Annotated in this window: 23 protein-coding genes and 1 rRNA gene; 8 read left to right on the top strand and 16 right to left on the bottom strand. The window is 74.9% G+C overall.

The features are described 5' to 3' along the window. Positions 1–153: 153 nt before the first annotated feature. Both xerD and ABEA81_RS19740 read right to left on the bottom strand, forming a co-directional pair. Positions 154–1,080 carry a site-specific tyrosine recombinase XerD gene (gene xerD, locus ABEA81_RS19745; RefSeq protein WP_425570610.1) on the bottom strand — a complete coding sequence of 309 codons (927 nt, stop codon included), beginning with the start codon at positions 1,078–1,080 and terminating at the stop codon, positions 154–156. Positions 1,081–1,197: 117 nt separating this feature from the next. Beyond that, positions 1,198–2,193 (bottom strand): LLM class F420-dependent oxidoreductase, encoded by a 996-nt coding sequence (locus ABEA81_RS19740; RefSeq protein WP_345606828.1) that lies wholly within the window; start codon positions 2,191–2,193, stop codon positions 1,198–1,200. A 149-nt stretch (positions 2,194–2,342) separates the two neighbouring features. Here ABEA81_RS19740 and ABEA81_RS19735 point away from each other — a divergent pair, with 149 nt between their 5' ends. Genes ABEA81_RS19735 through ABEA81_RS19720 form a run of 4 tightly spaced genes read left to right on the top strand, consistent with a single transcriptional unit; the run spans position 2,343 to position 7,443 of the window. After that, positions 2,343–3,680 (top strand): purine-cytosine permease family protein, encoded by a 1,338-nt coding sequence (locus ABEA81_RS19735; RefSeq protein ID WP_345606681.1) that lies wholly within the window; start codon positions 2,343–2,345, stop codon positions 3,678–3,680. Then, positions 3,681–5,252 carry a hydantoinase/oxoprolinase family protein gene (locus tag ABEA81_RS19730; protein ID WP_345606680.1) on the top strand — a complete coding sequence of 524 codons (1,572 nt, stop codon included), beginning with the start codon at positions 3,681–3,683 and terminating at the stop codon, positions 5,250–5,252. Then, on the top strand, positions 5,249–6,343 hold the full coding sequence (locus tag ABEA81_RS19725; RefSeq protein WP_345606679.1) for a DUF917 domain-containing protein: 1,095 nt from the start codon (positions 5,249–5,251) through the stop codon (positions 6,341–6,343). Before ABEA81_RS19730 ends, ABEA81_RS19725 begins: the two co-directional genes overlap by 4 nt. Next, complete coding sequence (locus ABEA81_RS19720; RefSeq protein WP_345606678.1) at positions 6,340–7,443, top strand: DUF917 domain-containing protein; 1,104 nt, start codon at positions 6,340–6,342, stop codon at positions 7,441–7,443. The genes ABEA81_RS19725 and ABEA81_RS19720 overlap by 4 nt, the downstream gene beginning before the upstream one ends. A gap of 15 nt (positions 7,444–7,458) precedes the next feature. Here the strand turns inward: ABEA81_RS19720 and ABEA81_RS19715 are convergent, their stop codons facing one another. After that, positions 7,459–8,778 carry an alpha-amylase family glycosyl hydrolase gene (locus tag ABEA81_RS19715; protein ID WP_345606677.1) on the bottom strand — a complete coding sequence of 440 codons (1,320 nt, stop codon included), beginning with the start codon at positions 8,776–8,778 and terminating at the stop codon, positions 7,459–7,461. Between the two features lie 132 nt (positions 8,779–8,910). Here ABEA81_RS19715 and ABEA81_RS19710 point away from each other — a divergent pair, with 132 nt between their 5' ends. From ABEA81_RS19710 to ABEA81_RS19700, 3 genes are all read left to right on the top strand, one after another. Then, a complete protein-coding gene (locus tag ABEA81_RS19710) occupies positions 8,911–9,978 on the top strand; it encodes a DUF917 domain-containing protein (RefSeq protein WP_345606676.1) in 1,068 nt (355 codons plus the stop codon). Further along, positions 9,975–11,453: a helix-turn-helix domain-containing protein gene (locus ABEA81_RS19705; RefSeq protein WP_345606675.1), complete on the top strand. Its 1,479-nt coding sequence runs from the start codon at positions 9,975–9,977 to the stop codon at positions 11,451–11,453. Before ABEA81_RS19710 ends, ABEA81_RS19705 begins: the two co-directional genes overlap by 4 nt. 122 nt (positions 11,454–11,575) lie before the next feature. Continuing rightward, positions 11,576–12,064: a DUF1707 domain-containing protein gene (locus tag ABEA81_RS19700; RefSeq protein ID WP_345606827.1), complete on the top strand. Its 489-nt coding sequence runs from the start codon at positions 11,576–11,578 to the stop codon at positions 12,062–12,064. Between the two features lie 49 nt (positions 12,065–12,113). Here the strand turns inward: ABEA81_RS19700 and ABEA81_RS19695 are convergent, their stop codons facing one another. Continuing rightward, complete coding sequence (locus tag ABEA81_RS19695) at positions 12,114–12,647, bottom strand: hypothetical protein (RefSeq protein WP_345606674.1); 534 nt, start codon at positions 12,645–12,647, stop codon at positions 12,114–12,116. Between the two features lie 281 nt (positions 12,648–12,928). Between ABEA81_RS19695 and ABEA81_RS19690 the strand changes: the two genes are divergently transcribed. Continuing rightward, entirely contained in the window at positions 12,929–13,495 is a 567-nt protein-coding gene (locus ABEA81_RS19690; RefSeq protein WP_345606673.1) for a peroxiredoxin, read from the top strand. Here ABEA81_RS19690 and ABEA81_RS19685 read toward each other — a convergent pair. From ABEA81_RS19685 to rrf, 12 genes are all read right to left on the bottom strand, one after another. Continuing rightward, positions 13,483–14,121, bottom strand: a complete 639-nt coding sequence (locus ABEA81_RS19685; RefSeq protein ID WP_345606672.1) for an NUDIX hydrolase — start codon at positions 14,119–14,121, stop codon at positions 13,483–13,485. The two genes, ABEA81_RS19690 and ABEA81_RS19685, sit on opposite strands and share 13 nt — an antisense overlap. Further along, the gene (locus ABEA81_RS19680; RefSeq protein WP_345606671.1) at positions 14,118–15,845 is read right to left on the bottom strand and encodes a CTP synthase; all 1,728 of its coding nucleotides are present in this window, start codon (positions 15,843–15,845) and stop codon (positions 14,118–14,120) included. The genes ABEA81_RS19685 and ABEA81_RS19680 overlap by 4 nt, the downstream gene beginning before the upstream one ends. Positions 15,846–15,916: 71 nt before the next feature. Further along, positions 15,917–16,852: a copper transporter gene (locus ABEA81_RS19675; protein WP_345606670.1), complete on the bottom strand. Its 936-nt coding sequence runs from the start codon at positions 16,850–16,852 to the stop codon at positions 15,917–15,919. Then, positions 16,849–18,045, bottom strand: a complete 1,197-nt coding sequence (gene steA, locus ABEA81_RS19670; protein WP_345606669.1) for a putative cytokinetic ring protein SteA — start codon at positions 18,043–18,045, stop codon at positions 16,849–16,851. Before steA ends, ABEA81_RS19675 begins: the two co-directional genes overlap by 4 nt. 166 nt (positions 18,046–18,211) lie before the next feature. Next, positions 18,212–20,020, bottom strand: a complete 1,809-nt coding sequence (recN, locus tag ABEA81_RS19665; protein ID WP_345606668.1) for a DNA repair protein RecN — start codon at positions 20,018–20,020, stop codon at positions 18,212–18,214. A 36-nt stretch (positions 20,021–20,056) separates the two neighbouring features. Then, entirely contained in the window at positions 20,057–20,977 is a 921-nt protein-coding gene (locus ABEA81_RS19660) for an NAD kinase (RefSeq protein WP_345606667.1), read from the bottom strand. Further along, the gene (locus tag ABEA81_RS19655) at positions 20,974–21,783 is read right to left on the bottom strand and encodes a TlyA family RNA methyltransferase (RefSeq protein ID WP_345606826.1); all 810 of its coding nucleotides are present in this window, start codon (positions 21,781–21,783) and stop codon (positions 20,974–20,976) included. The genes ABEA81_RS19660 and ABEA81_RS19655 overlap by 4 nt, the downstream gene beginning before the upstream one ends. 5 nt (positions 21,784–21,788) lie before the next feature. Then, the gene (locus ABEA81_RS19650) at positions 21,789–21,971 is read right to left on the bottom strand and encodes a hypothetical protein (protein ID WP_345606666.1); all 183 of its coding nucleotides are present in this window, start codon (positions 21,969–21,971) and stop codon (positions 21,789–21,791) included. Beyond that, on the bottom strand, positions 21,968–23,020 hold the full coding sequence (locus ABEA81_RS19645) for an HAD-IIA family hydrolase (RefSeq protein ID WP_345606665.1): 1,053 nt from the start codon (positions 23,018–23,020) through the stop codon (positions 21,968–21,970). The genes ABEA81_RS19650 and ABEA81_RS19645 overlap by 4 nt, the downstream gene beginning before the upstream one ends. Then, the gene (locus ABEA81_RS19640) at positions 23,013–24,044 is read right to left on the bottom strand and encodes a tetratricopeptide repeat protein (protein WP_345606664.1); all 1,032 of its coding nucleotides are present in this window, start codon (positions 24,042–24,044) and stop codon (positions 23,013–23,015) included. The genes ABEA81_RS19645 and ABEA81_RS19640 overlap by 8 nt, the downstream gene beginning before the upstream one ends. Further along, positions 24,026–24,265: a hypothetical protein gene (locus ABEA81_RS19635; protein ID WP_345606663.1), complete on the bottom strand. Its 240-nt coding sequence runs from the start codon at positions 24,263–24,265 to the stop codon at positions 24,026–24,028. Before ABEA81_RS19635 ends, ABEA81_RS19640 begins: the two co-directional genes overlap by 19 nt. Positions 24,266–25,511: 1,246 nt before the next feature. Beyond that, positions 25,512–25,596 (bottom strand): 5S ribosomal RNA (gene rrf / locus ABEA81_RS19630); the annotation flags it as partial.

Raw genomic sequence — 25,596 nt, 5'->3', positions numbered from 1 at the left:
CCGGATGTGTCCGACCTGGCCGCAACGTTACCGGCCGATGACGGAGAGCCTGCGGCCACCACCGTCCGTGGGCGTGTCGCACCTTGGAGCGCCCTGAACAACTCGGGCCTACTGCGCGACGCTCGGCTAGGGCCGGGGTTGTTCAGGACCCTCCTAGCGCGCTCCTCCGCGCAGGGCGCGCGGGTGGGACGTGGCGTAGACCTCGCGCAGGGTGTCCACCGTGACGTGCGTGTAGATCTGCGTCGTGCTCACCGAGGCGTGGCCGAGGAGCTCCTGCACGACCCGCACGTCCGCGCCGCCCGCGAGCAGGTGCGTGGCGAAGCAGTGCCGCAGCGTGTGCGGGGAGACCTCGGCGGTGAGCCCGGACGCCTCGGCGGCGCCGCGCAGGACGTGCCACGCGCTCTGCCGCGACAGCCGTGCCCCGCGCGCGTTGAGCAGCAGCGCGGGGCTGCCTCGCCCGCGGGTGGCCAACCCGGGACGGGCGCGCACCAGGTAGGCGTCGACGGCGGCGAGCGCCGGCCGCCCGACGGGCACCAGCCGCTGCTTGCCGCCCTTGCCGCGCAGCAACACGGTGCGCGCCTCGGTGTCGAGGTCGTCGATGTCGATCCCGACGGCCTCGGAGATCCGGGCGCCCGTCGAGTACAGCAGCTCCAGCAACGCCCGGTCCCGGAGCGCGACCGGCCCGCTGCCGATGCAGCCGGCCAGCAGCTGCTCGACCTGGTCCACCGACAGCGCCCGCGGCAGCTTCGCCGGCAGCGCGGGCGGCGCGACGTCGCGCGCGACGTCCACGGGCACGAGGTCGTCCCGCAGCGCGAACCGGTGCAGCCCGCGCACCGCGGCGAGCGCCCGCGCCGCCGATGACGCGGCGAGGTCCAGCGGCGGGCTGCGCAACGCCGGGACGAACGCCGCGACGTCGGCCTCCCGGACCGCGGCGAGGTCGTCGACGCCACGGGTGTTCAGGTGGTCGACGTAGCGGGCGAGGTCGGCGCGGTACGCGGCGAGCGTGTTGGCCGCGCTCCCCCGCTCGACCGCGAGGTGGTGCAGGAACGCCTCGACGACGTCGCCGGGCCGAACTCCCACGAGAACCATCCTCCCGGACCGAGTACCCGACCAGGTGGCGGCACGCCGCTCCCCAACGTCAGCAAAGCCACTTTCACGTCACGTGAGGTCATGAAAGTGGCTTTTGCTGACATCGGGTCACCGCAGCGCCGGGATCACCTCCCGCTCGAAGAGCTCGATGCCCGACTGGTCGTACGCCGACTCGTGGAAGTTGACGATGGCGTAGCTCAGGCCCAGGTCGCGGAACTTCCCGAGCTTCTCCACGATCTGGGCGGGCGTGCCGACGGTGGGGCTGTCGCCGTTCAGCGTCCAGTTCGCGATCGAGGTCTCGGCCTTCTCGGCGCCCACGTAGGGCTCCAGCCGGGCCTTGGCGGCGTCGATCCGCTTCTGCACGTCCGCCTCGGTCTCGCCGATGAGGACGTTGAAGTTGGCGGTACGGGTGATCGCGTCGTAGTCGGTGCCGACGGTCTCGCAGTGCCCCTTGAGGATCTCCGACTTGCGGGTGAAGACCTCGGTGGTGCCGATGAAGTTGGTGTACTGCGCGTGCTTGGCCGCGATCTTGAGGGTGACCTGCTCCCCACCACCGGCGATCCAGAGCGGGATGCCGCCCTCCTGCAGCGGCAGGGGACGGACGATCGCGCCGTCGACCTGGTAGTGCTTGCCGTCGAGGGACGCCGTGCCCTCGGTCCAGGCCTGCCGCATGATCTGCACGCCCTCGTCGAGCATCCGCAGGCGCTCCCGCGCCGCCGGGAAGCCGTAGCCGTAGGCACGCCACTCGTGCTCGTACCAGCCGGCGCCGATGCCCATCTCGATGCGGCCGCCGGAGACGTGGTCGCAGGTGGCGGCGACCTTGGCGAGGTAGGCGGGGTTGCGGTAGCTCATGCACGTGCACATCTGGCCGAGCCGGACCCGCTCGGTGACGGCCCCGAGGGCCGACATCAGCGTCCAGGCCTCGTGCGTGGCCTCGTCGGTGGGCGCGGGGACGGTGTGGAAGTGGTCGTAGACCCAGATCGACTCCCACGGGCCGGCGTCGGCCCGCTGGGCGAGGGACTTCATCGTGGGCCACTGGTCCTTGGCGTCGATCCCGACGAGGTCGAGGCGCCATCCTTGGGGAACGAAGACTCCGAAGCGCATTCCGGTCACGGACTCCCAGCGTAGACCACTTGTATGACGAGTACGCCACAGTGCACTGTGCCCAACCGTGCCGCCCGGATCGGGCAGTTCGCCTAGTGACGCGCCTCTGACCAGCGATTACCGTTCCGCCAACGCCCGAGGAGGTCGCCATGGCAGCACATGTCGGGGTCGACGACTACGCGCTCACCCGCGTCCCAGCCGCAGCGCGCTACTCCTGGTGGACCGTCGCCGTGCAGCGATTCGGGCAGGTCTCCGCGCTGAGCCAGTTCCTGCTGGGCTCCACGCTCGGGTTCGGGATGGGGTTCTGGGACGCGTTCCTCGCGTTCACGTTCGGCGCGGTGATCCTCGAGCTGGTCTCGATCGGCGTCGGGATCATCGGCAGCCGCGAGGGCCTCCAGACCTCGATGCTCACCCGCTGGACCGGCTTCGGCCAGGGCGGCAGCGCCGTGGTCGGCGTCGCGATCGGGATCTCGCTGATCGGCTGGTTCGGCATCCAGTCCGGCGTCTCGGCGGAGGGCCTCGTCAGCCTGATCGGTGTGCTGCCGCTGTGGGTGTGGTCGCTCCTGTTCGGGCTCGCCGTCACCTTCATCGTGCTGTGGGGTTTCGCCTCGATGAAGTGGGTCGCCTACCTGACGGTGCCGTCGTTCCTCGTGCTGGTGGCCTGGTCGATCGGCAGCGAGCTCATCGGCCGCGACGTCGGCGCGCTCGTCACGTCCGCGCCGCCCGGGCCGGGCCTCTCGTTGCTGGAGGGCACGACGCTCGTCGCGGGCGGCTTCATCGTCGGCGCCGTGATCACGCCGGACATGACGCGGTTCAACCGCAGCGCGGCCGACGTCGTCAAGCAGACGGTCGTCGGCTTCACGGTCGGCGAGTACCTGATCGGCATGTCCGGCGTGCTGCTCGCCCACGCCATCCGGTCCGACGACATCATCACGATCGTGACGTCCTCGGTCGGCTGGGTCGGCACGCTCGTGATCATCCTCGGGACACTGAAGATCAACGACTGGAACCTCTACAGCTCCGGGCTCGGCGTCGTGAACTTCGTCGGCACGGTGTTCGGCAAGCACGTCAACCGCGCCGTGGTCACCCTGGTGCTCGGCGTGGTCGGCAGCGTGCTCGCCGCGGGCGGCATCCTCGACACCTTCATCGGCTTCCTCACCGTGCTCGGCGTCGCGTTCCCGCCGATCGCCGGGATCATGGTCGCGGAGTACTTCGTGGTGAAGCAGTGGCGGCCGGACCTGGAGCGCTCCCGCGCCAACGGCACCGTGCCGGAGACCGCGCCGACGTGGGTGCCCGCCACGCTCGTCATCTGGCTGGTCGCCGCGCTGATCGGGCACTTCGTCAGCTGGGGGCTGCCCAGCATCAACTCGCTCGTCGCCGCGTTCGTGCTCTACGTCGTGGCCGGCAAGCTCGGCATGGTCCGCGGCGTCGGGGTCAGCCGCACGGTCGACAGCTTCGACCCCCTCGACCAGAAGGAGAGCGTCTGAATGCGGATCGGGATCGACGTCGGGGGCACCAACACCGATGCGGTGCTCATGGACGGCGACCGGGTGCTCGCCGCGGTCAAGGCGGCCACCACGCCCGACGTCACCTCCGGGATCGTCACCGCGCTGGACGGGCTGCAGGCCCAGCACCCGTTCCCGCCGGCCGACGTCCAGGCGGTGATGATCGGCACCACGCACTTCATCAACGCCCTGGTGCAGGCCCGTGACCTGGCCCCGACGGCGGCCCTGCGGCTCGGGCTCCCGGCCACGGCGTCGCTCCCGCCGACGGTCGACTGGCCGGGCCGCCTCGTCGAGGCGATCGCCGGGCGCGCCTACCTCGCCCACGGCGGCCACGAGTTCGACGGGCGCCCGATCTCCCCCCTCGACGAGGACGAGCTGCGCCGCCACGCCGCCGACATGGCCGCGAACGGCGTCCGCTCGGTGGCGATCTCGTCGGTGTTCTCCCCCGTCAACACCGAGTTCGAGGCGCGCGCCGCCGAGCTGCTCTCCGAGGTGCTCGGGCCGGACGTTCCCGTGTCGCTCTCGCACGAGATCGGCCGCGTCGGGCTCCTCGAACGCGAGAACGCGACGATCATCAACGCCGCCCTGCGCGAGCTGGCCGCCGGCATCGTCGACGGGCTCGCCGCGTCCATCGCCGGGCACGGCATCACCGCACCGCTGTACCTCAGCCAGAACGACGGCACGCTGATGGACGTCGAGTTCGCCCGGCGCTACCCGGTGGCGACGTTCGCGTCGGGCCCCACCAACTCGATGCGCGGCGCCGCGGTGCTGTCCGGGCTCGGCACCTGCGCCGTCGTGGACGTCGGCGGCACCACCACGGACGTCGGCGTGCTCACCGGCGGCTTCCCGCGCGAGGCCACGGTCGAGGTCAGCGTGGCCGGCATCCGCACCAACTTCCGCATGCCCGACGTGCTGTCGGTGGGCCTCGGCGGCGGCAGCCTGGTCCGGGGTACCGGCACCGACACGACCGTCGGGCCCGACTCGGTCGGCTACCGCCTCACGGAGCAGGCGCTCGTGTTCGGCGGCGACGTGCTGACCGCCACGGACGTCGCCGTCGCGGCGGGCCGGGTGCAGATCGGCGACGGCTCCCTGGTTGCCGGTCTCGCCCCGGCCGACGTCGCGGCGGCCCTCGAACGGATCGCCACGGACGTCGCCGACGTCGTCGACCGGATGCGGATCTCCGCGGACCCGCTGCCGGTCGTCGCCGTCGGCGGCGGCTCCGTGCTGCTGCCGGACTCCTTCCCCGGCCTCGGCACGGTGCACCGGCCGGAGCACTTCGCCGTGGCCAACGCCATCGGCGCAGCGATCGCGCAGGTGGGCGGGGAGGTCGACCGGGTGTTCGCGATCGCCCCCGGGCAACGCGACGCCGCCGTCGACGAGGCCCGCCAGGAGGCGGTCGACCGTGCGGTCGTGGCAGGCGCGGACCCGGCCACCGTCGAGATCGTCGACTTCGACGAGGTGCCGATCCCCTACCTACCGGGCAACGCCACCCGCATCCGCTGCAAGGCGGTCGGAGACCTGCGGATCGAGCAGGCGGCGGGGCGGCGGGCATGACCGGCGTGCTGTCCGAACGGCTCGTCACGATCGGTGAGGACGACCTCGAGGCGCTCGCCCGCGGCGCCGCCGTGCTCGGCACCGGTGGCGGCGGCGACCCCTACATCGGGCGACTGCTCGCCACGCAGGCGCTGCGCGAGCACGGGCCCGTCGCGCTCGTCGCGCCGGAGGACCTGCCCGGGGACGCCACCGTGTTCCCGGTCGCGATGATGGGCGCGCCCACCGTGATGGTGGAGAAGACGCCGTCGACGGAGCGGATCGGCGCCACGGTCGCCGCGCTGGCGGAGTACCTCGGCGTCACCCCGACGCACATCGCCTGCATCGAGGCGGGCGGGGTCAACTCCACGTTCCCGCTGGTGGCGGCCGCGCAGCTCGGCCTCCCACTCGTCGACGGCGACGGGATGGGCCGGGCGTTCCCCGAGCTGCAGATGGTGCTGCCGACCCTCTCCGGCATCGCGTGCGCGCCGATGTCGATCGCCGACGAGAAGGGCAACGTCGGCGTCCTCACGACGGTGGACAACCACGCGGCCGAGGCGCTCGCCCGCTCCCTGACGATCACGATGGGCTGCGCGGCGATCATCTCCAACTACGTGATGAGCGGCGCCCAGGCCCGCGAGGCCCTCGTGCCCGGCACGCTGAGCCTCTGCGCCCGCATCGGTCACCGCGTCGAGCGGGCGCGCGCCGAGCACGGCGACGCCGTGGCCGCCGTGGCCGCCGAGCTGGGAGGGCGGGTGCTGCACACGGGCAAGGTCACCGACGTCGCGCGCCGCACCGTCACCGGCTTCGCCCGCGGTACGGCGATCGTCTCCGGCGGGGCGGGCGAGCTCACGCTGGAGTTCCAGAACGAGCACCTGATGGCCGTGCGCGACGGCGTCGTGCAGGTCACCACGCCGGACCTGATCATCGTGCTCGACACCGACACCGGTGAGCCCGTCACCACCGAGGCGCTGCGCTTCGGCCACCGGGTCACCGTGCTCGCGGCCCCGACCGACGAGCGCTGGCACTCCCCCGGCGGGATCGCGCTGGTCGGCCCGCGCTACTTCGGCTACGACACCGACCCCGTCCGCTTCGACGCCCGGGACCTCGAGTGAGCTGGATCCTGACCCCCGAGGACCTGCCCGACCTCGCCCGCGGTGCCGCTCTGCTGGGCACCGGGGGCGGCGGTGACCCGCACATCGGCCGGCTGATGGTCGAGGCCGCCATGCGCAGGTACGGGCCGGTCGCGGTGCTCGACCCCGACGAGGTGGCGGACGACGCGTTCGTGATCCCCACCGCGATGATGGGCGCGCCCACCGTGATGGTGGAGAAGATCCCCCGCGGCGACGAGGCGGTGCGGGCGCTGCACACCCTCGAAACCCGGCTCGGCCGGCAGGCCGACGCCACGATGCCGATCGAGTGCGGCGGGATCAACTCGATGATCCCCCTGGTGGTGGCCGCCACCGCCGGGCTGCCGGTGGTCGACGCCGACGGGATGGGCCGCGCGTTCCCCGAGCTGCAGATGGAGACGTTCGGGGTCTACGGGGTGCCCGGTTCGCCGATGGTGGTGTCGGGCGACCACGGCGAGACCGTCACCATCGACGCCGGCTCGGACAACAGGCGCATGGAGTGGCTCGCGCGCGGCGCGACGATCCGGATGGGCGGGGCGGCGCTCATCGCCGAGTACGCGATGTCCGGCGCCGACGTCAAGCGCACGGCGATCCCCCGCACCCTCTCCCTCGGGCTCGCGGTGGGCCGCGCGCTCCGGGAGGCCAGGGAGCAGCTGCGGGACCCGATCTCGGCGCTCACGGACGTGCTCGCCCCCACCCTGTACCCGCACCTGCGGGTGCTGTTCGCGGGCAAGGTCGCCGACGTGGAGCGCCGCACGGTGGACGGGTTCGCCCGCGGCAGCGCCCGCTTCGTCTCCTTCGACGGTGCGTCGACGCTGCGCACCGCCTTCCAGAACGAGACGCTGGTCGCCGAGGTCGACGGCGAGGTGCGGTGCATCGTCCCCGACCTGATCTGCGTGCTGGAGGCCGAGTCGGGCGAGCCGATCACCACCGAGACCCTGCGGTACGGCCAGCGCGTCGTCGTGGTCGGCATCTCGACGCCGGAGATGATGCGCACACCCGAGGCACTCGCCGTGTTCGGGCCGGCCTGCTTCGGGCTCGCCGAGGAGTTCCGCCCGGTGGAGGACAACGTTCCGGTCCCGTGAGCGGGAACGGCGCGCTCACGCCCCGCCGTTCCAGATCGCCCACCCGTGCGGGGCCACGCTGCCGTTCCCGTAGCTCGACGTGTCGTCGTCCGCCGCCAGTGGCTGCCCGTCGGTGCCGGCGGGCGCGAACGGGTGGTCGCCGAGGTTGAGCGCCACGAGGAGGCGGTGCCCGTCGCCGACGGCCTCGTAGACGTACTGCTCGTTGCGCAGCTCGACCGGTGCCGTGGTGGCCAGGTGGAGCCAGGCGTGGCGGCGGCGGAGCCCGATGAGCCGCTGGTGGAGCCGGTAGATGGCGGCATCGCCACCGCCGTCCGGCGCGCCGGCGGGGCCGGTGGCGGCGAACTCGGTGCGGATGGCGTCGTCGCCACCGGAACGGTCCTCCTTGACGCCGTGCATGCCGTACTCGTCGCCTGCGTAGATCGTCGGGGTGCCGCCGAGGGTGGCGAGGAGAACGAGCGCGTGGGCCAGGTGCCGGGGGTCGGTGATGCGTGTGGCGATGCGGGTGACGTCGTGGTTGCCGACGAAGGTGGCCGGCACGAAGGACTCGAGCATCCGGCCGTGCCGGCTGAGCGCCCAGTCGAGCTCGAAGAAGTTGCGGTCGTTGATGCTCGACCAGATCGCCTTCCACAGCTCGTACTGGGTGACGCTGTCCACGCCTGCGTGTTCGACGAAGGCCTGGTAGTCGCCGTGGATGACCTCGGCGACGTACCAGGCGTCGGGATGCCGGGCACGCACGCGGGGAAGGACGCGGGCCCAGAACTCCGGTGGGACGGCGTAGGCGGCGTCGAGTCGCCACGCGTCCGCGCCCCGGTCGAGCCAGTGCACCATGACCCGGACGACGAGGTCCTCGACGCCGGGATCGGCCTGGTTCAGCGCGAGCAGGGCGTCGTGTCCTTCGAAGGTCGCGAAGCGCAGGCCCTCCGGGCCGTGTTCGGTGGCCAGCCAGCTCGCGCCCGGGCTGCCGGGACCGGCCGCGATGGCGGCCTGCGCGCGGGGGTGCTCGCGGCCGACGTGGTTGAACACGCCGTCGAGCTGCACCCGGAGGCCGCGGCCGTGGGCCTCGGCGACGAGCAGGTCGAAGTCGGCGTCGTCGCCGAGTCGTGGGTCGATCCGGAAGTGGTCGACGGTGTCGTAGCCGTGGCTGGACGACGCGAAGATCGGTCCCAGCGCGATACCCGATGCGCCGAGCTCGACGGCGTGGTCCAGCCACGCCACGATCCGGCGGAGGCGGTGCTCACCGGGCGTCGCCGCGGTGCCCGGATGGGCGCCGACGAAGCCGAGCGGGTAGACCTGCCACCAGATCGCGTGGTGCACCCAGGCCGGTTCAGCGGGCATCGGTCGCCGTTCCGCTCATGGTTGGTGAGTATCGATCAGGGTTGCTGTGCCGGCCAGCTGCGGCGGCCTGGTTCGTCCTCGCCGTCCGCGCTGGGGCGCGTCCACCGCCCGCACGTCTGGGACCATTCCCGGATGACGGGAGTCCGGCTCGGGGTCACCGACGTCGACCCGCTCGTCGTCGGGCTGCAGCTGCTCGGCTCCGGCGGTGGCGGCGATCCGCTGCCGTTCCGCCAGGTGCTGCGCCGGGTGCTCACCGACGGCGGGGTGGAGCTGCACGACCCGGCCGACCTGGGCGACGCGCCGGTCGTCGCGGTCGGGATGCTCGGTGCCACCCGCGTGTTCGCCGAGAAGCTGCCGAGCGGGCAGGAGATCACGCGGGCGGTGCGCGCACTGGCCCGCTGGACCGGGGTCGCTCCGGCCGCGCTGATGCCGTACGAGGCGGCCGGGTTGAACGGCACCCTCGCCGTGGCCGCAGCGGGCGAGCTCGGGCTCCCCCTGGTGGATGCGGACCTCATGGGCCGTGCCCTACCCCGGCTCGACCAGCTCACCCGCGCCGTCGCGGGCGGCACGCTCACCCCGTACGCGCTCGCCGAGGCGAACGGCCAGGTCGTGCTCGTCGACGACGCCGACCCGGTCGCGCTGGAGCGGGTGGCCCGCACGGTGGTGGCGCAGGGCGGCGGCTGGGCGGGTGGGGCGCTCGCGCCGGTGCCGGCCCGGCTCGTCGGCACCGACGCCTGCACCGGCACCCTGGCGAGGGCGTTGCGGCTGGGGCGCGCGCACGCCGGGCTCGTCCGCCCAAGCCAGGCGGAGGTGGCCGACGCCCTCGGCGGCCGGGTGCTCGCCGCGGGCCGCACCGTGGAGATCGCCCGGCATCCCTCGCGGTCCTTCGGCCGCGCGGGCGTCACGATCGTCGCCGAGGCCGGTGGCGTCCTGCGCGTCGAGGCCGAGAACGAGTACCTGCTCGCGATCCTCGACGGCGAGCCGGTCGCCAGCTGCCCCGACCTGCTGTGCCTGCTCGACCGGCGCACCGCCGCCCCGATCGCGGTGGACGCGCTGCGCCTCGGCGACGACGTCCTCACGGTGGCGCTCCCGGGCCCGCCGTGGTGGCGCGCCACGCCGGAGCGGCTGCGGCACGTCGACCCGCATGCCTTCGGACTCGGCTGCGACGCCGTTCTCCTCCCGGCCGGGAGCCCCTCGTGACCGACGCCCCGCTCGCCCTGCGGGCGCTGCTGCACCACCCCGACTGGGCCGCCGTCACCGTGCTGGCCACGCCCGTCGGCGAGCCGGGCGGGGTGCCCGTCCGGGACGTGGTCACCGTCGCCGACCTGCGGGCGGACGTCACGTCGGCCCGCGGAGCGCTGCTGGCCGTCGCGCTGTCCGGCGACCGCGAGGACTGGCACCTGGACGCGCTGCTGCGGCGGGCCGCCGCGGCGGAGGCCGCCGCGGTGCTCCTGCCGGGTGCGGAGCCGCTGCGGGTGGCGAGCCGGCTGCTCGCGGAGCGGGTGGGGCTCACCGTGCTGGGCGCCCGCGACCCGCTCGCCGCCGCGATGGCCGCCACCCGCCTCCTGCGGGAGTCCGACCAGGTCGTGGCCCAGCTGGTCGCGACGACGGCGGCGGTGTGCTCGGCCACCGGCGGCGGCGTCGACGAGCTGGTGGCGGCGCTGGCCGCGGCGTGGCGCCGGCCGATCTGGCTGCTCGACGGCGCAGGTGACCGGCTGGCCGGCCCCGATCCCGGCCCGTCGGACCCGAGCGCATTGCTCACCCGCGCGGTGGGAGCGGGCCGCCGGCCCACGGTGCTCGCGGCCGCGGTGCCGCCGGGCATCCCCGCCGAGCTGGCCGCCGTGCGCGCCGCGCTCGGGGTGGCGGCCGGCGCCGTCGGGCAGCGGCTGGCCGAGAACCGGCTGGCCGTCGAGCGGGACGCCCGGCTGCGCATGTCGCTGCTGGCCGAGCTCGTGCAGGCCGGGGCCGAGCCGGAGCCCGGCGTCCGCCGCCGCGCCCTCGACGCGGGCTGGCAGCTGGACGGCTGGCACGTGGGCATCCGCATCGACGTCCCGGACAGCGTCGACCCGGTGACCGTGCGCCCCGAGGTACTGCGCGCGTTCGAGGCGGCGCACCTGCACGCGCTGGTGGTCGAGCAGGGCCGCGGGTGGGGTGCCTGGACGACCTTCGGCGAGGAGCCGTCGGCCACCGAGCTGCACCGCCACGCCGCCGCGGCCCGCCGGGCGCAGTGGCTGCTGCGCTCCACCCTGCCCAGCGCGATGGGCGTCGGGCGGCTCTACCGCGAGGCCACCGGTCTCGCCCGCACGCTCGGCGAGGCGGGCGACGCGGCCCGGCTGGCCGCCACCCGCTCGGCCGGCGGCTACTTCGTGCACGTCGACCGGCTCGGCCTCGGCCAGCTCCTGCTCGCCTGGACCCGCACCGACACGTTCCTCCTCGCCGCCCGCTCACTGCTCGAACCGCTGCGCGACCAGCCCGGCGACCTGCTCGCCACCCTCACCGCGTACCTCGACGCGGAGTCCTCCCTCACCGAGACCGCCGCCGTGCTCGGGGTGCACCGCAACACCGTCGCGACCCGCATGGCCAAGGCCCAGGAGCTGCTCGGCGTGGAGCTCACCGACCCCGACGAGCGGCTGGCCCTGCACCTGGCGTGCCGCAGCGTCCTGTTCCACAGCTGAAGCCCCGCCGCACACCAACCGTGGCGCCGGCACACGAACTGCAGTTGGTGTGCCGGCGCCACAATTGGTGTGCGAGCGACCGGCCGACGCGGGCTGACAGCGGTACCGTCGACACCGTGAGCATGCAGCCCCTGCTCCGCATCGGCCACGCCGAGCGCGAGGCGGCTGTGCGCGAGCTCGGCGAGCACTACGCCGCGGGCCGGCTCGACGCCGCCGAGTACGAGGAGCGCACCTCCGCCGCGTACGCCGCGCGCACCGCCGAGGACCTGGAGCCGATCTTCGCCGACCTGCCCCGCGAGCAGCCCACGGTCGCGCTCCGGGCGCCGGCGGCCACCGTCGCCGTGCCCGCGGGGCACGACCCCGACGCGCCCTACGGCCGCGACCCGGTGACGGGCCGCCCGTACTCCGACCGCATCAAGGTGATCGCGGCCCTGCTGCAGCTGTTCCTCCCGTTCGGCACCGGGCGCTTCTACACCGGGCACACCGGCATCGCGATCGCACAGCTGGTACTGGTCGCCTTCGGGGTCGGGGTGGTCTGGTCGTTCATCGACGGGATCGTGCTGCTCGCCGGCGACCCCACCGACCCGGAGGGGCGTCCGCTGCGTCCTTGAGCACCCGGGGACATCCCGCGCAGGACGAGGCCGGGTTGTGGTCGGTCGGTCAGCGGCGTGGTGGCGTCGGGCAGTCCTGCAGCACCCGGTCCTTCTCGTTGGGCCCGCCGCCCTTGAAATAGGTCTCCGGAACCCAGCCACTCCCCGCCGCGCCATCGGCATCGGTGAGGGCCCACCAGTCGTTCACGAACTCGCCCAGCCGGTGGGTCTTCCCCCTCGTCTGGCAGAAGTAGAAGTCGTCACCCGCCGGGTCGATGTGGCCGATCACCTTGGAGCCCGGGTCCCGGCTCTCGAACACCTCGATGCTGCCGTTCGGTGACCAGTCCGGGCAGACCAGCGCCTCGCCCCCCGTGGTCTCGACCTTCTGGCCGCACGGCTCGTCGTCGCCCTTCTGATCGTCGTTGTCCGGCAGGGGCTTGGTGACCATGGCCGGTGACGCGGGCGCTGTCGGCTCTCCCGCCGCCGCCGTGCTCGCCGCACCGGTCACACCCACAACCGTCAGGACCAGGACCGTGAAGAGGCGGCGAGCGCCGGCGGACCGGCGCGTCTCCATCGGATCGTCGTGTGCCGTGTAGTCGTGCATCGCTGCTCCCCCGAGCTATGCGTGGTGATTGCACGTGCTTCTCGCTCCTCCCGACACGGCCCGGTCCGGAGCGCGGTTCACGACCTCCACGACATGGCAAGATCCTGGCGGGACCTGGCAGGAGCAGCGGCGTTCCCGGAGTGCCGACGGCCGGCCACCGACGCGCCGACGACTGCCCCGCATCGGTCGCCGGGTACCCGCGACCCGATCGACGAGCTCACGCACCGGATCGAGGGGCTCACCGCGGCAGCTGCGTCCCGGCCCCCGAAGGAGAGAACGCGATGAACGAGTACCGGACCCTGCCTCCCGACCTGCCCGTCCCCGAGGACGACGGCGCGGCCGCCCACCTGCCCGGCACGAGGATGCCGGGCCTGGAGCTGCGGGCCACCGGCGGCGGAACCGTCCGCCTCGACGCGCTCGGCGCCGGCCGCACGGTGATCTACGTCTACCCGCTCACCGCCCGACCGGGCACCGACCCGCCCGACGGCTGGGACGCGATCCCGGGGGCACGCGGCTGCACCCCCGAGGCCTGCGGCTTCCGCGACCACTACCAGGACCTGCGTGCCGCGGGCGCGGACGAGGTGTACGGCCTGTCGAGCCAGGACACCGACTACCAGCGCGAGGCCGTCGAGCGGCTCCACCTGCCGTTCCAGATGCTCTCCGACCCCGCGCACGACCTGGCCCGGGCGGTCGGCCTGCCCACCTTCGAGGCCGGCGGCCGCACGCTCTACAAGCGGCTGACGCTGGTGATCCGCGACGGCGCGGTCGAGCACGCGTTCTACCCGGTGTTCCCGCCGGACGAGCACGCGGAGCGGGTGCTGACCTGGCTGCGGGGTCAGCGCGCCTGATCGGCGATCCGGTCGGCGAACCGCGTGGGCCGGTCCGGCCACGGTGCGTCCGCCGGGCGGGCCGCCGTCGGGGCGATCGCGAGGGCGTGCGCCGCGAGCACCCCCGCCACCGTGGTGCTGTTGACGATCGTGCCCGAGAGCACCATCCGCACCGCGACGGGCAGCGACACCCATCGGGTGGTGAGGTCGGCCTCCTCGTCGCCCTCCACCGGGGGGCGCCCCACCTCGGTGAGCCCGCGGGCCAGGTACACCCGCACGGCCTCCTCCGTGAAGCCCGGCGAGGGCGCCAGGTCGACCAGGGAGGACCACTCGCTCGCCGCCAGGCCGGTCTCCTCGGTCAGCTCGCGCTGCGCGGTGACCAGTGGGTCCTCGCCCCGCACGTCGAGCAGCCCGGCCGGGAGCTCCCACAGCCGCCTGCGCAGGGCGTGCCGGTACTGGTGGATCATCATGAGCCGGTCGTCGGCGTCCAAAGCGGCGACGGCGACCGCCCCCGGGTGCTCGACGATCTCGCGCACGGCCACCCCGCCCCCGGGCATGACCACCTCGTCGGCCCGCAGGGCCATGACCTTGCCGACGTAGACGTCCTTCGACGAGCGGATCGCGAACTCGTGCCGGGGAGCGGTCACGACGCCGCCCCGTTCACGCCCGCCTTCGCCCCGGCGGTGGCCGGCTCGCGGGCGGGCAGCTCCACCGGCAGCCGGTCGGCTGCGCGGTAGGCCAGCGCGGCCTTGACGAACGCGGCGAACAGCGGGTGCGGACGGGTGGGGCGGCTCTTGAGCTCCGGGTGCGCCTGCGTCCCGACGAAGAACGGGTGCGCGTCGGTGGGCAGCTCGATGAACTCGACCAGCTTGCCGTCCGGGGACGTGCCGCCGAACACGAGCCCGACCCCTTCCAGGCGCTCCCGGTAGGAGTTGTTCACCTCGTAGCGGTGCCGGTGCCGCTCCGACACCTCGCGCGCGCCGTAGGCGCCCGCCACCACCGACCCCTTCTTCAGCACGGCCGGGTACGCGCCCAGGCGCATCGTGCCGCCCATGTCGCGCTCGCCGGCCACGACGTCGCGCTGGTCGGCCATCGTGGAGATCACCGGGTGCGGGGTGCGCTCGTCGAACTCGGAGGAGTTGGCGTCGGCGAGGCCCCCGAGCGACCGGGCCGCCTCGATCACCATGCACTGCAGGCCCAGGCAGAGCCCCAACGTCGGGATGCCGCGCGTGCGCGCGTGGCGGATCGCGCCGAGCTTGCCCTCGATCCCGCGCACACCGAAGCCGCCGGGGATCAGCACGCCGTCCATCCCCTCCAGGTGCGCGGCGGCGCCGGCGGGGGTGCGGCACTCGTCCGACTGCACCCACACGATCTCCACCCGCGCGCGGTGGGCGAACCCGCCCGCCCGCAGCGCCTCGGTGACCGACAGGTAGGCGTCGGGCAGGTCGACGTACTTGCCGACGAGCGCGATCCGCACCGTCTCGTCCGGGTGGTGCACGCGGTCGAGCAGGTCGCCCCACACCGTCCAGTCGACGTCGCGGAACGGCAGTCCCAGCCGGCGCACCACGTACGCGTCGAGGCCCTCGCGGTGCAGCACGCGGGGGATGTCGTAGATCGACGGGGCGTCCGGGGCGGCGACGACGCCGTCGGTGTCGACGTCGCACATCAGGCTGATCTTGCGCTTGAGGCCGTCGGGGATCTCCCGGTCGGCGCGCAGCACGAGCGCGTCGGGCTGGATGCCGATGTTGCGCAGCGCGGCGACCGAGTGCTGCGTCGGTTTCGTCTTCAGCTCGCCGGACGGGGCGAGGTAGGGCACCAGCGAGACGTGCAGGAAGAAGCAGTTGTCGCGGCCCACGTCGTGGCGGACCTGGCGCACAGCCTCCAGGAACGGCAGCGACTCGATGTCGCCCACCGTGCCGCCGACCTCGGTGATCACGACGTCCGGGACGATCCCGTCGTCGTCCGGCTCCGCCATCGCGCGGATCCGGTCCTTGATCTCGTTCGTGATGTGCGGGATGACCTGGACCGTGTCGCCGAGGTACTCGCCGCGCCGCTCCTTCGCGATCACCGAGGAGTACACCTGGCCGGTGGTGACGTTGGCGCGGCCGTGCAGGTTCCGGTCGAGGAACCGCTCGTAGTGTCCGATGTCGAGGTCGGTCTCGGCCCCGTCCTCGGTGACGAACACCTCGCCGTGCTGGAAGGGGTTCATCGTGCCCGGATCCACGTTCAGGTACGGATCCAGCTTCTGCATGATGACCCGCAGGCCGCGGGCGGTGAGGAGTTGGCCGAGGCTCGAGGCCGTCAGACCCTTGCCCAGCGAGGACGCTACCCCGCCGGTGACGAACAGATGACGCGTCGCGCGAGGCTGCACGGGTCTTCAGGGTACATACGAGCCAGGTCCGTCGGCCAACTCCCCCGCGTGTCGTGCCCCGCCGCACCCGATCAGGCGGCCGGCGCGGCACCCCCGGTCGCGGTCGCGGACGTTCCGTAGCTGCCGGAGCGCCCGTCGAGCTGCTCCCGCAGCGCCAGCACCGCCGACACCTGTCCGGCACCGGTCTGCACGTCGTCCACGGTGGACACGCGCTGCACGACGCCCGGGTCGGCGCGTGCCACGCCCACGGCCCCCGTGGCGTCCGCGGAGCCGGTGCGGCCGGCCAGCACGGTCCCGCCACCCGCGTGGTCGAGCTGGGCGGCCAGCCGGGCGACGACGGCGGCGGCGTCACCGGCGTCGAGGCCCTGCAGGGCCCCACCCGTGAGCACGAGCACGACGTTCCCGGGCTGCGGCCGCGTCCCCGGCGCGACGAACCCGGCTGCCGCGAGCCCGGCGAGCACCGCGTCGGCCTGCTGGGCCGTGATCGGCTGGCCGGGCTGCTGCCCGGTCGGGGCGAGCACGACGCCGCTGAGCAGGCCACCGACGAGGCTGCCGGTGTCGGTCGCCGCGGGCAGCTGGGCGCCGGTGGGCAGCAGCTGCGCGGTGAGCTCGCGCAGCTGGTCACCGCGCGCCGGGTCGCCGACGGCGGGGGTGAGCGCCACCTCGCCGCCCACGGTGGCGCCTGCCTGCTGCAGGAGCGCCACCACGGCGTCCCGGTCGGCGGGGTCGGCGCCCGTGGTCACCAGCGTGACGCTGCTGCCCTGGAGCAGCCCGCGCACGGCGGCGGGCCCGACGCGGCGCGCGAACTCGTCGGACGCGCGCTGGCCCGCGGCGAGGTCGTCCCGCTCCGCGCGCAGCGTCTGCACCTGGCCCGCGAGGTCGTCGGCCTGGTCGGAGACGGCCGACAGCAGCCGGTCCGACACACCGGCCGACCCGAGCACGACGCCGACGGCGAGTGCCAGGAACACCGCGGCGATCGACACGACGTGGTAGCGGAACGAGATCACGCGAAGAATCCCCCGGTTACATCCCTGATCTGCTGCACGAGCCCCACCCACACCTGGGAGATCCACGCCAGCACGGCCTCGCCCGCGTCCGACACGAGCAGCGCGGCCACCACCGCCACCAGCGCGGACGCCGCCATCAGCACGATCGCGCCGATCGAGATCCGGCTGCGGTACAGCGAGGCGATCACCCGCCCGTCCACAAGCAGCCCTCCCAGCTGCAGCCGGGTGAGGAAGGTCGAGGCGCTGCTGCCCGACCGACCGCGGTCGAGGAACTCCACCATGCTCGCCGAGAGGCCCACCGTGACCACGAGCGACGCCCCGCCGTGCGCGGCGATGAGCAGCGCCAGGTCCTCCGGGTTGGCCGAGCTCGGGAACGTCACGGCGCCCACGCCGAGGTCCTGCACCCGGTGCAGGCCCGGGGCGTGCCCGTCGGCGAAGGCCGGTACCACGACGTCGGCGCCGCAGGTGAGCGCCTCGCTGGAGATCTCGCTCGGGTCGCCGACGATGAGCTGCGGCGTGTGCCCCGCCTTCATCAGCGCGTCGGCGCCCGCCCCCACGCCGACCAGCACCGGCCGGTACTCGCTGATGTAGTGGGCGAGCCGCTTCAGCTCGGCGTCGTGGTCGTAGCCCGTGCCGACCACCAGCACCTGGCGGTCGGCGAGCCGCACCTCCACCTCGGGCACGCCCGCGCCGTCGAGCAGCATCGACCGTTCCCGGCGCATGAACTCGATGGTGTTGGCGGCGAACGCCTCGAGCTGGTGGGTGAGGCCCGACTTCGCCTCGACCATCGCGTCGGCCACCGAGTCGGCGTCCTGCTCGACCCCCTTGGCCAGCTCCAGCTCACCGGCGTAGATCACGCCCTCGTGGATCCGGATCCGGCTCCCGTCCTTGATCACCCGGAGGGCCTCGTCACCGACGTCGTCCACCAGCAGGATGCCGGCGGCGACGAGCACCTCGGGTCCCAGGTTCGGGTACCGGCCGGAGATGGACGGCGCCGCGTTGACGACGGCCGCCACCTGCGCCGAGACGAGTGCCTCGGCGGTGGCTCGGTCCAGGTCGACGTGATCGATGACCGCGATCTCGCCCGCCTTGACGCGGCGGAGCAGGCCGTCGGTGCGCCGGTCGACCCGGGCAACGCCAGCCAGCCCGGGCAGCGCCGTACGCGAGCGGTGCAACAGGCCGGACAGCTTCATGCACGCACTGTGACACCCGAGACGCGGGATGCCGGGAAGGCACGCCGGACGGTGACGGTGGGTTCACCTGGCCGGCCGGGCGCTCGCACACCGACATCCGCGCTCGCACACCAACTGCAGTCGGTGTGCGAGCGCCACAGTTGGTGTGTGGCCGCCGGGCGTGGCGTCAGCCGGCCGCAGCCGGCGCCTTCCGGCCCTTCCGCCGGGGGGCCGCGCCGGGTGCGCGGTCGGCCTCCCGGTGGGCTCGGGCGGCGGCGAGGAGCTCCTCGGCGTGGGCGCGTCCGGTGTCGGTGTGGTCGAGGCCGGCCAGCATCCTGGCGAGCTCGACGATGCGGTCCGACTCGGGCAACGTGCGCACGCTGCTGCGCGTGGCGCCGTTCTGCCCGTCGTTGGACTTGTCCACCACCAGGTGCCGGTCGGCGTAGGCGGCGACCTGCGGCAGGTGGGTCACCACGATCACCTGGTGGCGGGCGGCCAGCCGGGCGAGCCGCCTGCCGATCTCGACGGCGGCGCGGCCGCCGACCCCGGCGTCGACCTCGTCGAACACCATCGTGGGCACCGGGTCGGCCCCGGCGAGCGCCACCTCGAGGGCGAGCATCACGCGCGACAGCTCGCCGCCGGAGGCGCCCTTGTGCAGCGGCTGCGGCGCGGCGCCGGCGTGGGCCACCAGGCGCAGCTCGACCTCGTCGACGCCGTCGGTGCCCGCCGCCAGCAGCGCGCCGCCGACCGGCAGCGCGTCGGGGGCGTCGCGGCCCGCCTCGCGCGGCGTGACCGTCACCTGCAGGCGCGCGTCGCGCATCGCGAGCCCGGCCAGCTCGGCGGTGGCCCCGGCGGCGAGGCGCGTCGACGCCTCGGTGCGCGCCGCGGTGACCGCCTGCGCGTGGCCTGCCAGCTCCGCGGCGAGCTCGTCGCGGCGGGCGGCCAGGGCCGAGAGGGCCTCGTCGGAGGTGTCGAGGCCGGCCAGTCGCTCCCGCGCGGCGTCGGCCCACGCGAGCACGCCGTCGATGTCTGCGGCGTACTTGCGCGTGAGCGCCTTCAGCTCGGCCTGCCGGGCGAGCACCTGGGCGAGCCGCTCCGGGTCGGCGTCGAGCCGGTCGAGGTAGGCGGTGAGCTCGGTGCCGACGTCCCCGAGCAGCGCGAGCGCCTCGCCGAGCCGCGCGTCCAGCGCGGAGAGCTCGGGGTCGCCCGCCGCGGCGAGCCGGTGCCGTGCGTCGCCGATGAGCGCGAGCGCGGCGGGCGCGTCCGGGTCGGGCTCGTCGGCCCCCACGAGCGCCGCCTGCGCCGCCGCGGCGGCCTCGCGCAGGTCGTCGGCGGCGGCCAGCCGACGCGCGAGGTCGACCAGCTCGGTGTCCTCGGCCGGCTGCGGGTCCACCGCCTCGATCTCGGTGAGGCCGTGACGCAGCATGTCGGCCTCCTGCGCGAGCCGCCGGGCGCCGTCGCGGCGCTCCAGCAGCTCGGCGGCCACCCGCTGCCACTCCGCCCGCACGGCCCGGTAGCGCTCCAGCGGCCCGGCGACGGCGTCGCCGGCGAACCGGTCCAGCAGCGCGCGCTGCTCGGCCGGGCGCAGCAGGCGCAGCTGGTCGTTCTGCCCGTGCACGGCGAGCGTGGCCTCGGCGAGCCGGGACAGCACCCCGACGGGCACCGACCGCCCCCCGAGGTGGGCCCGCGACCGCCCGTCGGCCGACACGGTGCGGACGGCGATGAGGGTGCCGTCCTCGTCGGCGTCGGCGCCCACCTCGTCGGCGACGGCGAGGGCCGCGGCGTCGGCGCTGAACCTGCCCTCGACGACCGCGCGGCGGGCGCCACCGGCCACCCGGGACGCCTCGGCCCGGCCGCCGCCGAGCAGCGAGAGGCCCGTGACGACCATGGTCTTGCCCGCACCGGTCTCCCCGGTGAGCACCGTGAGGCCCGGGTCCAGCTCGAGGGTCGCGTCGTCGATCACGCCGAGGCCCTGGATCCGCATCTCGGCCAGCATGGGCGTGAGCGTACGGCGCCGGGCGGACAAGGGTTCCTAGCGCTCCCGGTGCGCGTCGGGCGCGCCGCGCCAGCCCCGCACCGGGAGGTCGAACTTGCGGACGAGCCGGTCGGCGAACGGCTGGCCGTCGAGGCGCACCATCCGCACCGAGGTGCCGCCACGGGCCAGCTCCACGCGCGCTCCGGGCGGCAACGCGAACGTGCGGCGCCCGTCGCACTCCAGCACGGCCGGCGGCCCGCCCGGGTCGACCTCGATCGCCACCTCGCTGTCCGGGGCGATCACCATGGGCCGCGCGAACAGCGCGTGCGCGTTGCTCGGCACCAGCAGCATGGCCTCGACCTGCGGCCACACCAGCGGCCCTCCCGCGGAGAACGCGTACGCGGTGGAACCGGTCGGCGTGGCGCACAGCACGCCGTCGCAGCCGAAGGCCGACACCGGCCGCGCGTCCACCTCGAGCACCACCTCGAGGATCCGCTCCCGGCTGCTCTTCTCGACCGTGACCTCGTTGAGCGCCCAGCTGCGCGCGACGACGTCCCCGTTGGTGCGGGCGACGGCGTCGATCGTCATCCGTTCCTCGACCGAGTAGCCGCCCTCGACCACGGCGTCCAGCGCGTCGTTCAGGGACTCCTGCTCGGCCTCGGCGAGGAAGCCGACCCGCCCGAGGTTCACCCCGAGCAGCGGCACCCCGACCGGCCGCGCCATCTCCGCGGCGCGCAGCAGCGTGCCGTCGCCGCCGAGCACCAGCACGACCTCCGCGCCCTCGGCGCACCCCGGACGGCCCTCGACGGTGCGCGGGGTGAGCCCCGCGGGCAGGCCGTCGCACTCCACCTCCGCCCATTCCTCACCGATCACCCGCAGCCGGACGCCGGACGCCGCCAAGCGCTGGGCGACCGCCGCCGCGGTGCGCAGGTTGGTGGCCCGGCCGGAGTGCAGGACGACGAGGACCTCTCGTGTCACGGGCTCCCCCTACCCACGGCGCCGGCCTCCACCGCGCCGGCCAGCACGTCGTCACCCGCGTCGGCACCCGAGCGGGCGAGCCGCAGGAAGAACTCCACGTTGCCCGACGGGCCGGGCAGCGGGCTCGCGACGGCGTCGCGCACGACGAGTCCCAGCTCCCGCGCCGCGGCGGCCACCTCGGTGAGCGCCGCGAGCCGCAGCTCGGGGCTGCGCACCACGCCTCCCGCGCCCAGCCGCGCCTTGCCCACCTCGAACTGCGGCTTGACCATCGGCAGGAGCTCCCCGTCGGCGGCGGTGCACGCCAGCAGCGCGGGCAGCACCGTGCGCAGCGAGATGAACGACAGGTCGGCGACGGTGAGCGCCACCGGGCCCCCGATCGTCGCCGGCTCGAGCGCGCGGACGTTCGTGCGGTCGTGCACCCGCACGCGTTCGTCGCTGCGCAGGCGCCACACGAGCTGCCCGTACCCGACGTCGACGGCCACCACCTCGGCCGCCCCGCGGTCGAGCAGCACGTCGGTGAACCCACCGGTGGAGGCCCCCGCGTCCAGGCACCGCAGGCCGGTGACGTCCATCTCGAACGCGTCGAGCGCACCGATGAGCTTGTGCGCTCCCCGGGACGCCCACTCGCGCTCGTCCGTGCGCTGCACGGTGACCGGCGTGTCCCGGTCGACCACGGTGGCGGGCTTCCCGGCCGGGACGCCGCGGACGGCGACCCGGCCCTGCGCGATCAGCTCGGCCGCCTGCTGCCGGGAACGGGCGAGCCCACGGCGGACGAGCTCGGCGTCGAGACGGGCCCGGGTGACCACCGCGGTCACGCGCCGCCCGAGGAGCCCGCGCTGAGCGCCTCGGACAGCGCGGCGTGCACCCGCTCGTACGCCTCGACGTGCTCGCCGAGCGGCCGCCCGGCCAGCCCGTCGAGGGCGGCCACGGCCTGGTCGACCACCTCGAGGTGGTCGACCGGGCGTGGTGGCGGCCCGGGGGTGGGGACGGTCATCGATGCGCTCCCGGCTTCTGGTCGTGCTCCCCGACCTCCGCCACGGTAGCCGAGCCGCCGAGCCGGAGGTGCCGCAGCGCGGCGGCCGCGTCGTCCCCGTCGGCGCTGACCTCTGCCGGGCCGCCTCCGGACGCCCAGTGTGCGGCGCACAGGGCCCGTAGGGCGTCGACCGGGGCGCCGTCGCCGGCCAGCACCAGCGTGCCGGGCTCCGGCACGCGGACGTCCCAGCCGGGCCGCGGGCCGAACGCGAGGTCCTCGGGGCGGGCGGTGAGGCCGTCCAGGTCGGCCGCCACGTAGTCGGGCCGCAGCTCGGCGGGTGCGGCCAGCAGCTCGGCGGCATCGGAGATGCCGGTGAGCACGAGCATCGTGGCCATGCCCGCGGCGCGGCCGCCCTCGATGTCGGTGTCGAGGCGGTCGCCGATCATGAGCGGCCGCCGCGCCCCGGTGCGCCGAGCAGCCTCCTGCAGCAGCGCGGGGCCCGGCTTGCCCGCGACCTGCGGCTCCTTTCCGGTGGAGACGCGCACGACACCCACCATGGCCCCGTTCCCGGGCAGGGGCCCGCGTTCGGTGGGCAGCGTCGGGTCGAGGTTGCACGCGACCCACAGCGCACCCGCGCGTACCGCGACCGTGGCCTCGGCGAGCTGCGGCCACCCGGTGTCGGGGCTGTGCCCCTGCACGACGGCGTCGGCCTCGGCGGCCGTCGTGACGACCCGCAGCCCGCGCCCGGTCACCTCCGCGGCGAGGGCGTCGGCACCGACGACCAGCACCCGGGCGCCGGCCGGGAGCTGGTCCGCGAGCAGGCCGGCAGCGGCCTGGGAGCTCGCGACGACGTCCTCGGTGCGCGCCGCGAACCCCAGCTCGGCGAGGTGCTCGGCCACCTCGGACGGCCTGCGGGACGCGTTGTTGGTGACGTACGCGGTGCGTACACCCCGCTCCGCCGCGCCGCGCACCGCCTCCACGGCTCCCGGCACCGCCGACGGGCCCCGGTACAGGGTGCCGTCCAGGTCTGCGAGCAGCACGTCGTGGCGGCTCAGCAGGTCGTCACTCACCCGGACTCCTCGGGCCCCGCTCCTCGTCGGTGTCGCCGTCGATGTCGCCGTGCTCCGCGGCGGACGACGGCGGCGGATCACCCACCGCGGCGTCGCCGGTGCCGCTCGCGGCATCGACCTCCGCGGTGACGTCCCCGCCCGCGGAACCGGCGTCGGCCGGATGGGCGGGCTGCTCGTCGGAGCCGTCCGGGTCCGCCGCGGGCTCGGGCTCCGGGTCGGCCCCGGCCGGGTCGACGCCCCCCGCGTCGGGAGCGCCGGCGTCCGCTGCGGGCTCGGCGCCCGAGCTCGTACCTTCCGCGTCCGGGCCGGCCGCAGCTCCGTCCTCCACCCCGAAGGCGAAGTCGTCGTCCGGGAGCGGCTCGCCGGTGAGCTCGGCGATCCGCCGATCGGCGTCGGTCTCGCCGCCCTCGTCGGCGTCCGCGGCGTGCACGAACCACTGCAGGGCGTCCGCCTCGCGCCCGGCGGCGAGCAGGTTGTCGGCGTAGGCGTAGAAGAGGCGCGCGCTCCACGGCTCCCGGCGGGCCGGTTCGAGCTCGGGGATCTGCAGGCTGACGACTGCGGCGTCCAGCTCGCCGAGGTCCCTCCGGGCACCCGCAGCGACGATGGCGAGCTCGATGGCCTCCGCCCGGTCCAGCTCACGCACCTCGGGGCCGCGGCTGAGCTCAAGGGCACGCTCGGGCCGCCCGAGGGCACGCTCGATGTCGGCCATGACCGCCAGGTGTCCCGGTCCGCCCCCCATGCGCCGTGCGGCGCGCAGCTCACCGAGCGCCTCGGCCCATTCCCCGGCGTGGTAGGCGGCGATGCCCGCGGCCTCGCGCACCACGGCGATCCGGGATGCCCTCGCCCGCGCGAAGCGGGCGTGCTCGAGCGCGAGTCCCGGGTCCTCGTCCACCAGCCTGCCCGCGGCCACCAGGTGCCGGGCGACCGAGTCCGCCGTGTCCCGCTGCAGGCCGCGCAGGTCGCGGCGCACCTCGGAGTCGAGCCCCGACGCCGTGATGTCGTCGGTCAGGGCCGGCTCGGGCACACGCGGCTGCGCGGGAGCACCCTCGGGCCGCTCCCCGCGCCCGACGTCCTCCCGACGGTCCCGCCGCCGATCGCCCCGGAACCCACCGTCGTCGCGCCTGCGACCGTCCGGCCCGCCGGCGGTGCGCCGCCCACGTTCGGGTGCGCCCTGCCGCGCGCCGCGATCTGGCCTTCCCCGCGCCCCCTCGCGATCGTCCCGGCGCCGGTCGCCGCCACGGTCATCGCGGCCACCTCGCGGGTCCGTCCACGGCCGCCGGTCTCCACCGGAACGGTCGTCCCGGCCGCCACGGCTGTCCCCGCGCTCCGCCGACGACCGGCGCTCACCGCTGGAGCGCTCGTCCCGACGGCCGCGGGTGTCATCCCGGTCGGCCCACGGTCGCCGGTCTCCACCGGAACGGTTCTCGCGGCCGCCACGGCTGTCCCCGCGCTCCGCCGACGACCGGCGCTCACCGCTGGAGCGCTCGTCCCGACGGCCGCGGGTGTCATCCCGGTCGGCCCACGGTCGCCGGTCTCCACCGGAACGGTTCTCGCGGCCGCCACGGCTGTCCCCGCGCTCCGCCGACGACCGACGCTCACCGCTGGAGCGCTCGTCCCGACGGCCGCGGGTGTCATCCCGGTCGGCCCACGGTCGCCGGTCTCCACCGGAACGGTCCTCGCGGCCGCCTCGGCTGTCCCCGCGCTCCGCCCACGGGCGGCGCTCACCACCGGAGCGCTCGTCCCGACGACCGCGCGCGTCGTCGCGATCCCAGGGACGCCGCTCCCGGCCGGCACGGTCGTCGCGGCCGACCCCTCCGGCGCCCCGGTCCGCCCAAGGCCGCCGGGCGCCCCCGGGCCGCTCGTCGCGGCCACCGCGCTCGGATCCGCGGTCCGAGCGCTCGCGGCGCTGCCCGCCGAACCGGTCCTCCCGGCCGCCCCGCGAGGCCCCGCGGTCCACCCAGGGCCGCCGCTCGCGCCCGGGACCGTCCTCCCGGCCCCGCCCGGCGCTCCTGTCGTCCCGCCCGCGTGCGGCGCCGGGGCGGTCGTCGCGGCCGCGGTAGTTCCCTCGCGGCCCGTCGCCCTGCCGACCGCGGTCGGATCCGCGACCACCGCCGTGCCCGCGGTCGTCCCGGCCCGACCATTGCCGCTTCTCGGAGCGGTCGCGGTCGGCACCGCCCCGGCGCTCCTCGCCGCCGCGCCGCTCCGGATCGCCGGACGGCCGTCGGCCGCCGCGCTCCCGGCCGCCGTCCGCGCCGCGATCGCCGCCCCACCCGGACCCGAGGCGCGGCGCGCTCTTCCTGCCGCCACGCTCGTCGCCCTGCCTGCCGCCCGCCGGTGCGCGGCGAGGGCCGGATTTCCGATCATCGGTTCGGCGGCCGCTGTCGCGATCTTCTCGCGGGCGGTCATCGCCGGAACCATCCGCGATACTCACCTCAAGAGGATACAAAAAAGTGGGCCCCCGCCTGTTGGCGGGGGCCCACAACACGTTGAATGTCGGCGGCGACCTACTCTCCCACACCCTGGCGAGTGCAGTACCATCGGCGCTGGAGGGCTTAGCTTCCGGGTTCGGGATGGGA

The organism is Pseudonocardia adelaidensis (assembly GCF_039543345.1).
Lineage (GTDB): Bacteria > Actinomycetota > Actinomycetes > Mycobacteriales > Pseudonocardiaceae > Pseudonocardia > Pseudonocardia adelaidensis.
This window is presented reverse-complemented; position numbering and strand designations above follow the sequence as displayed.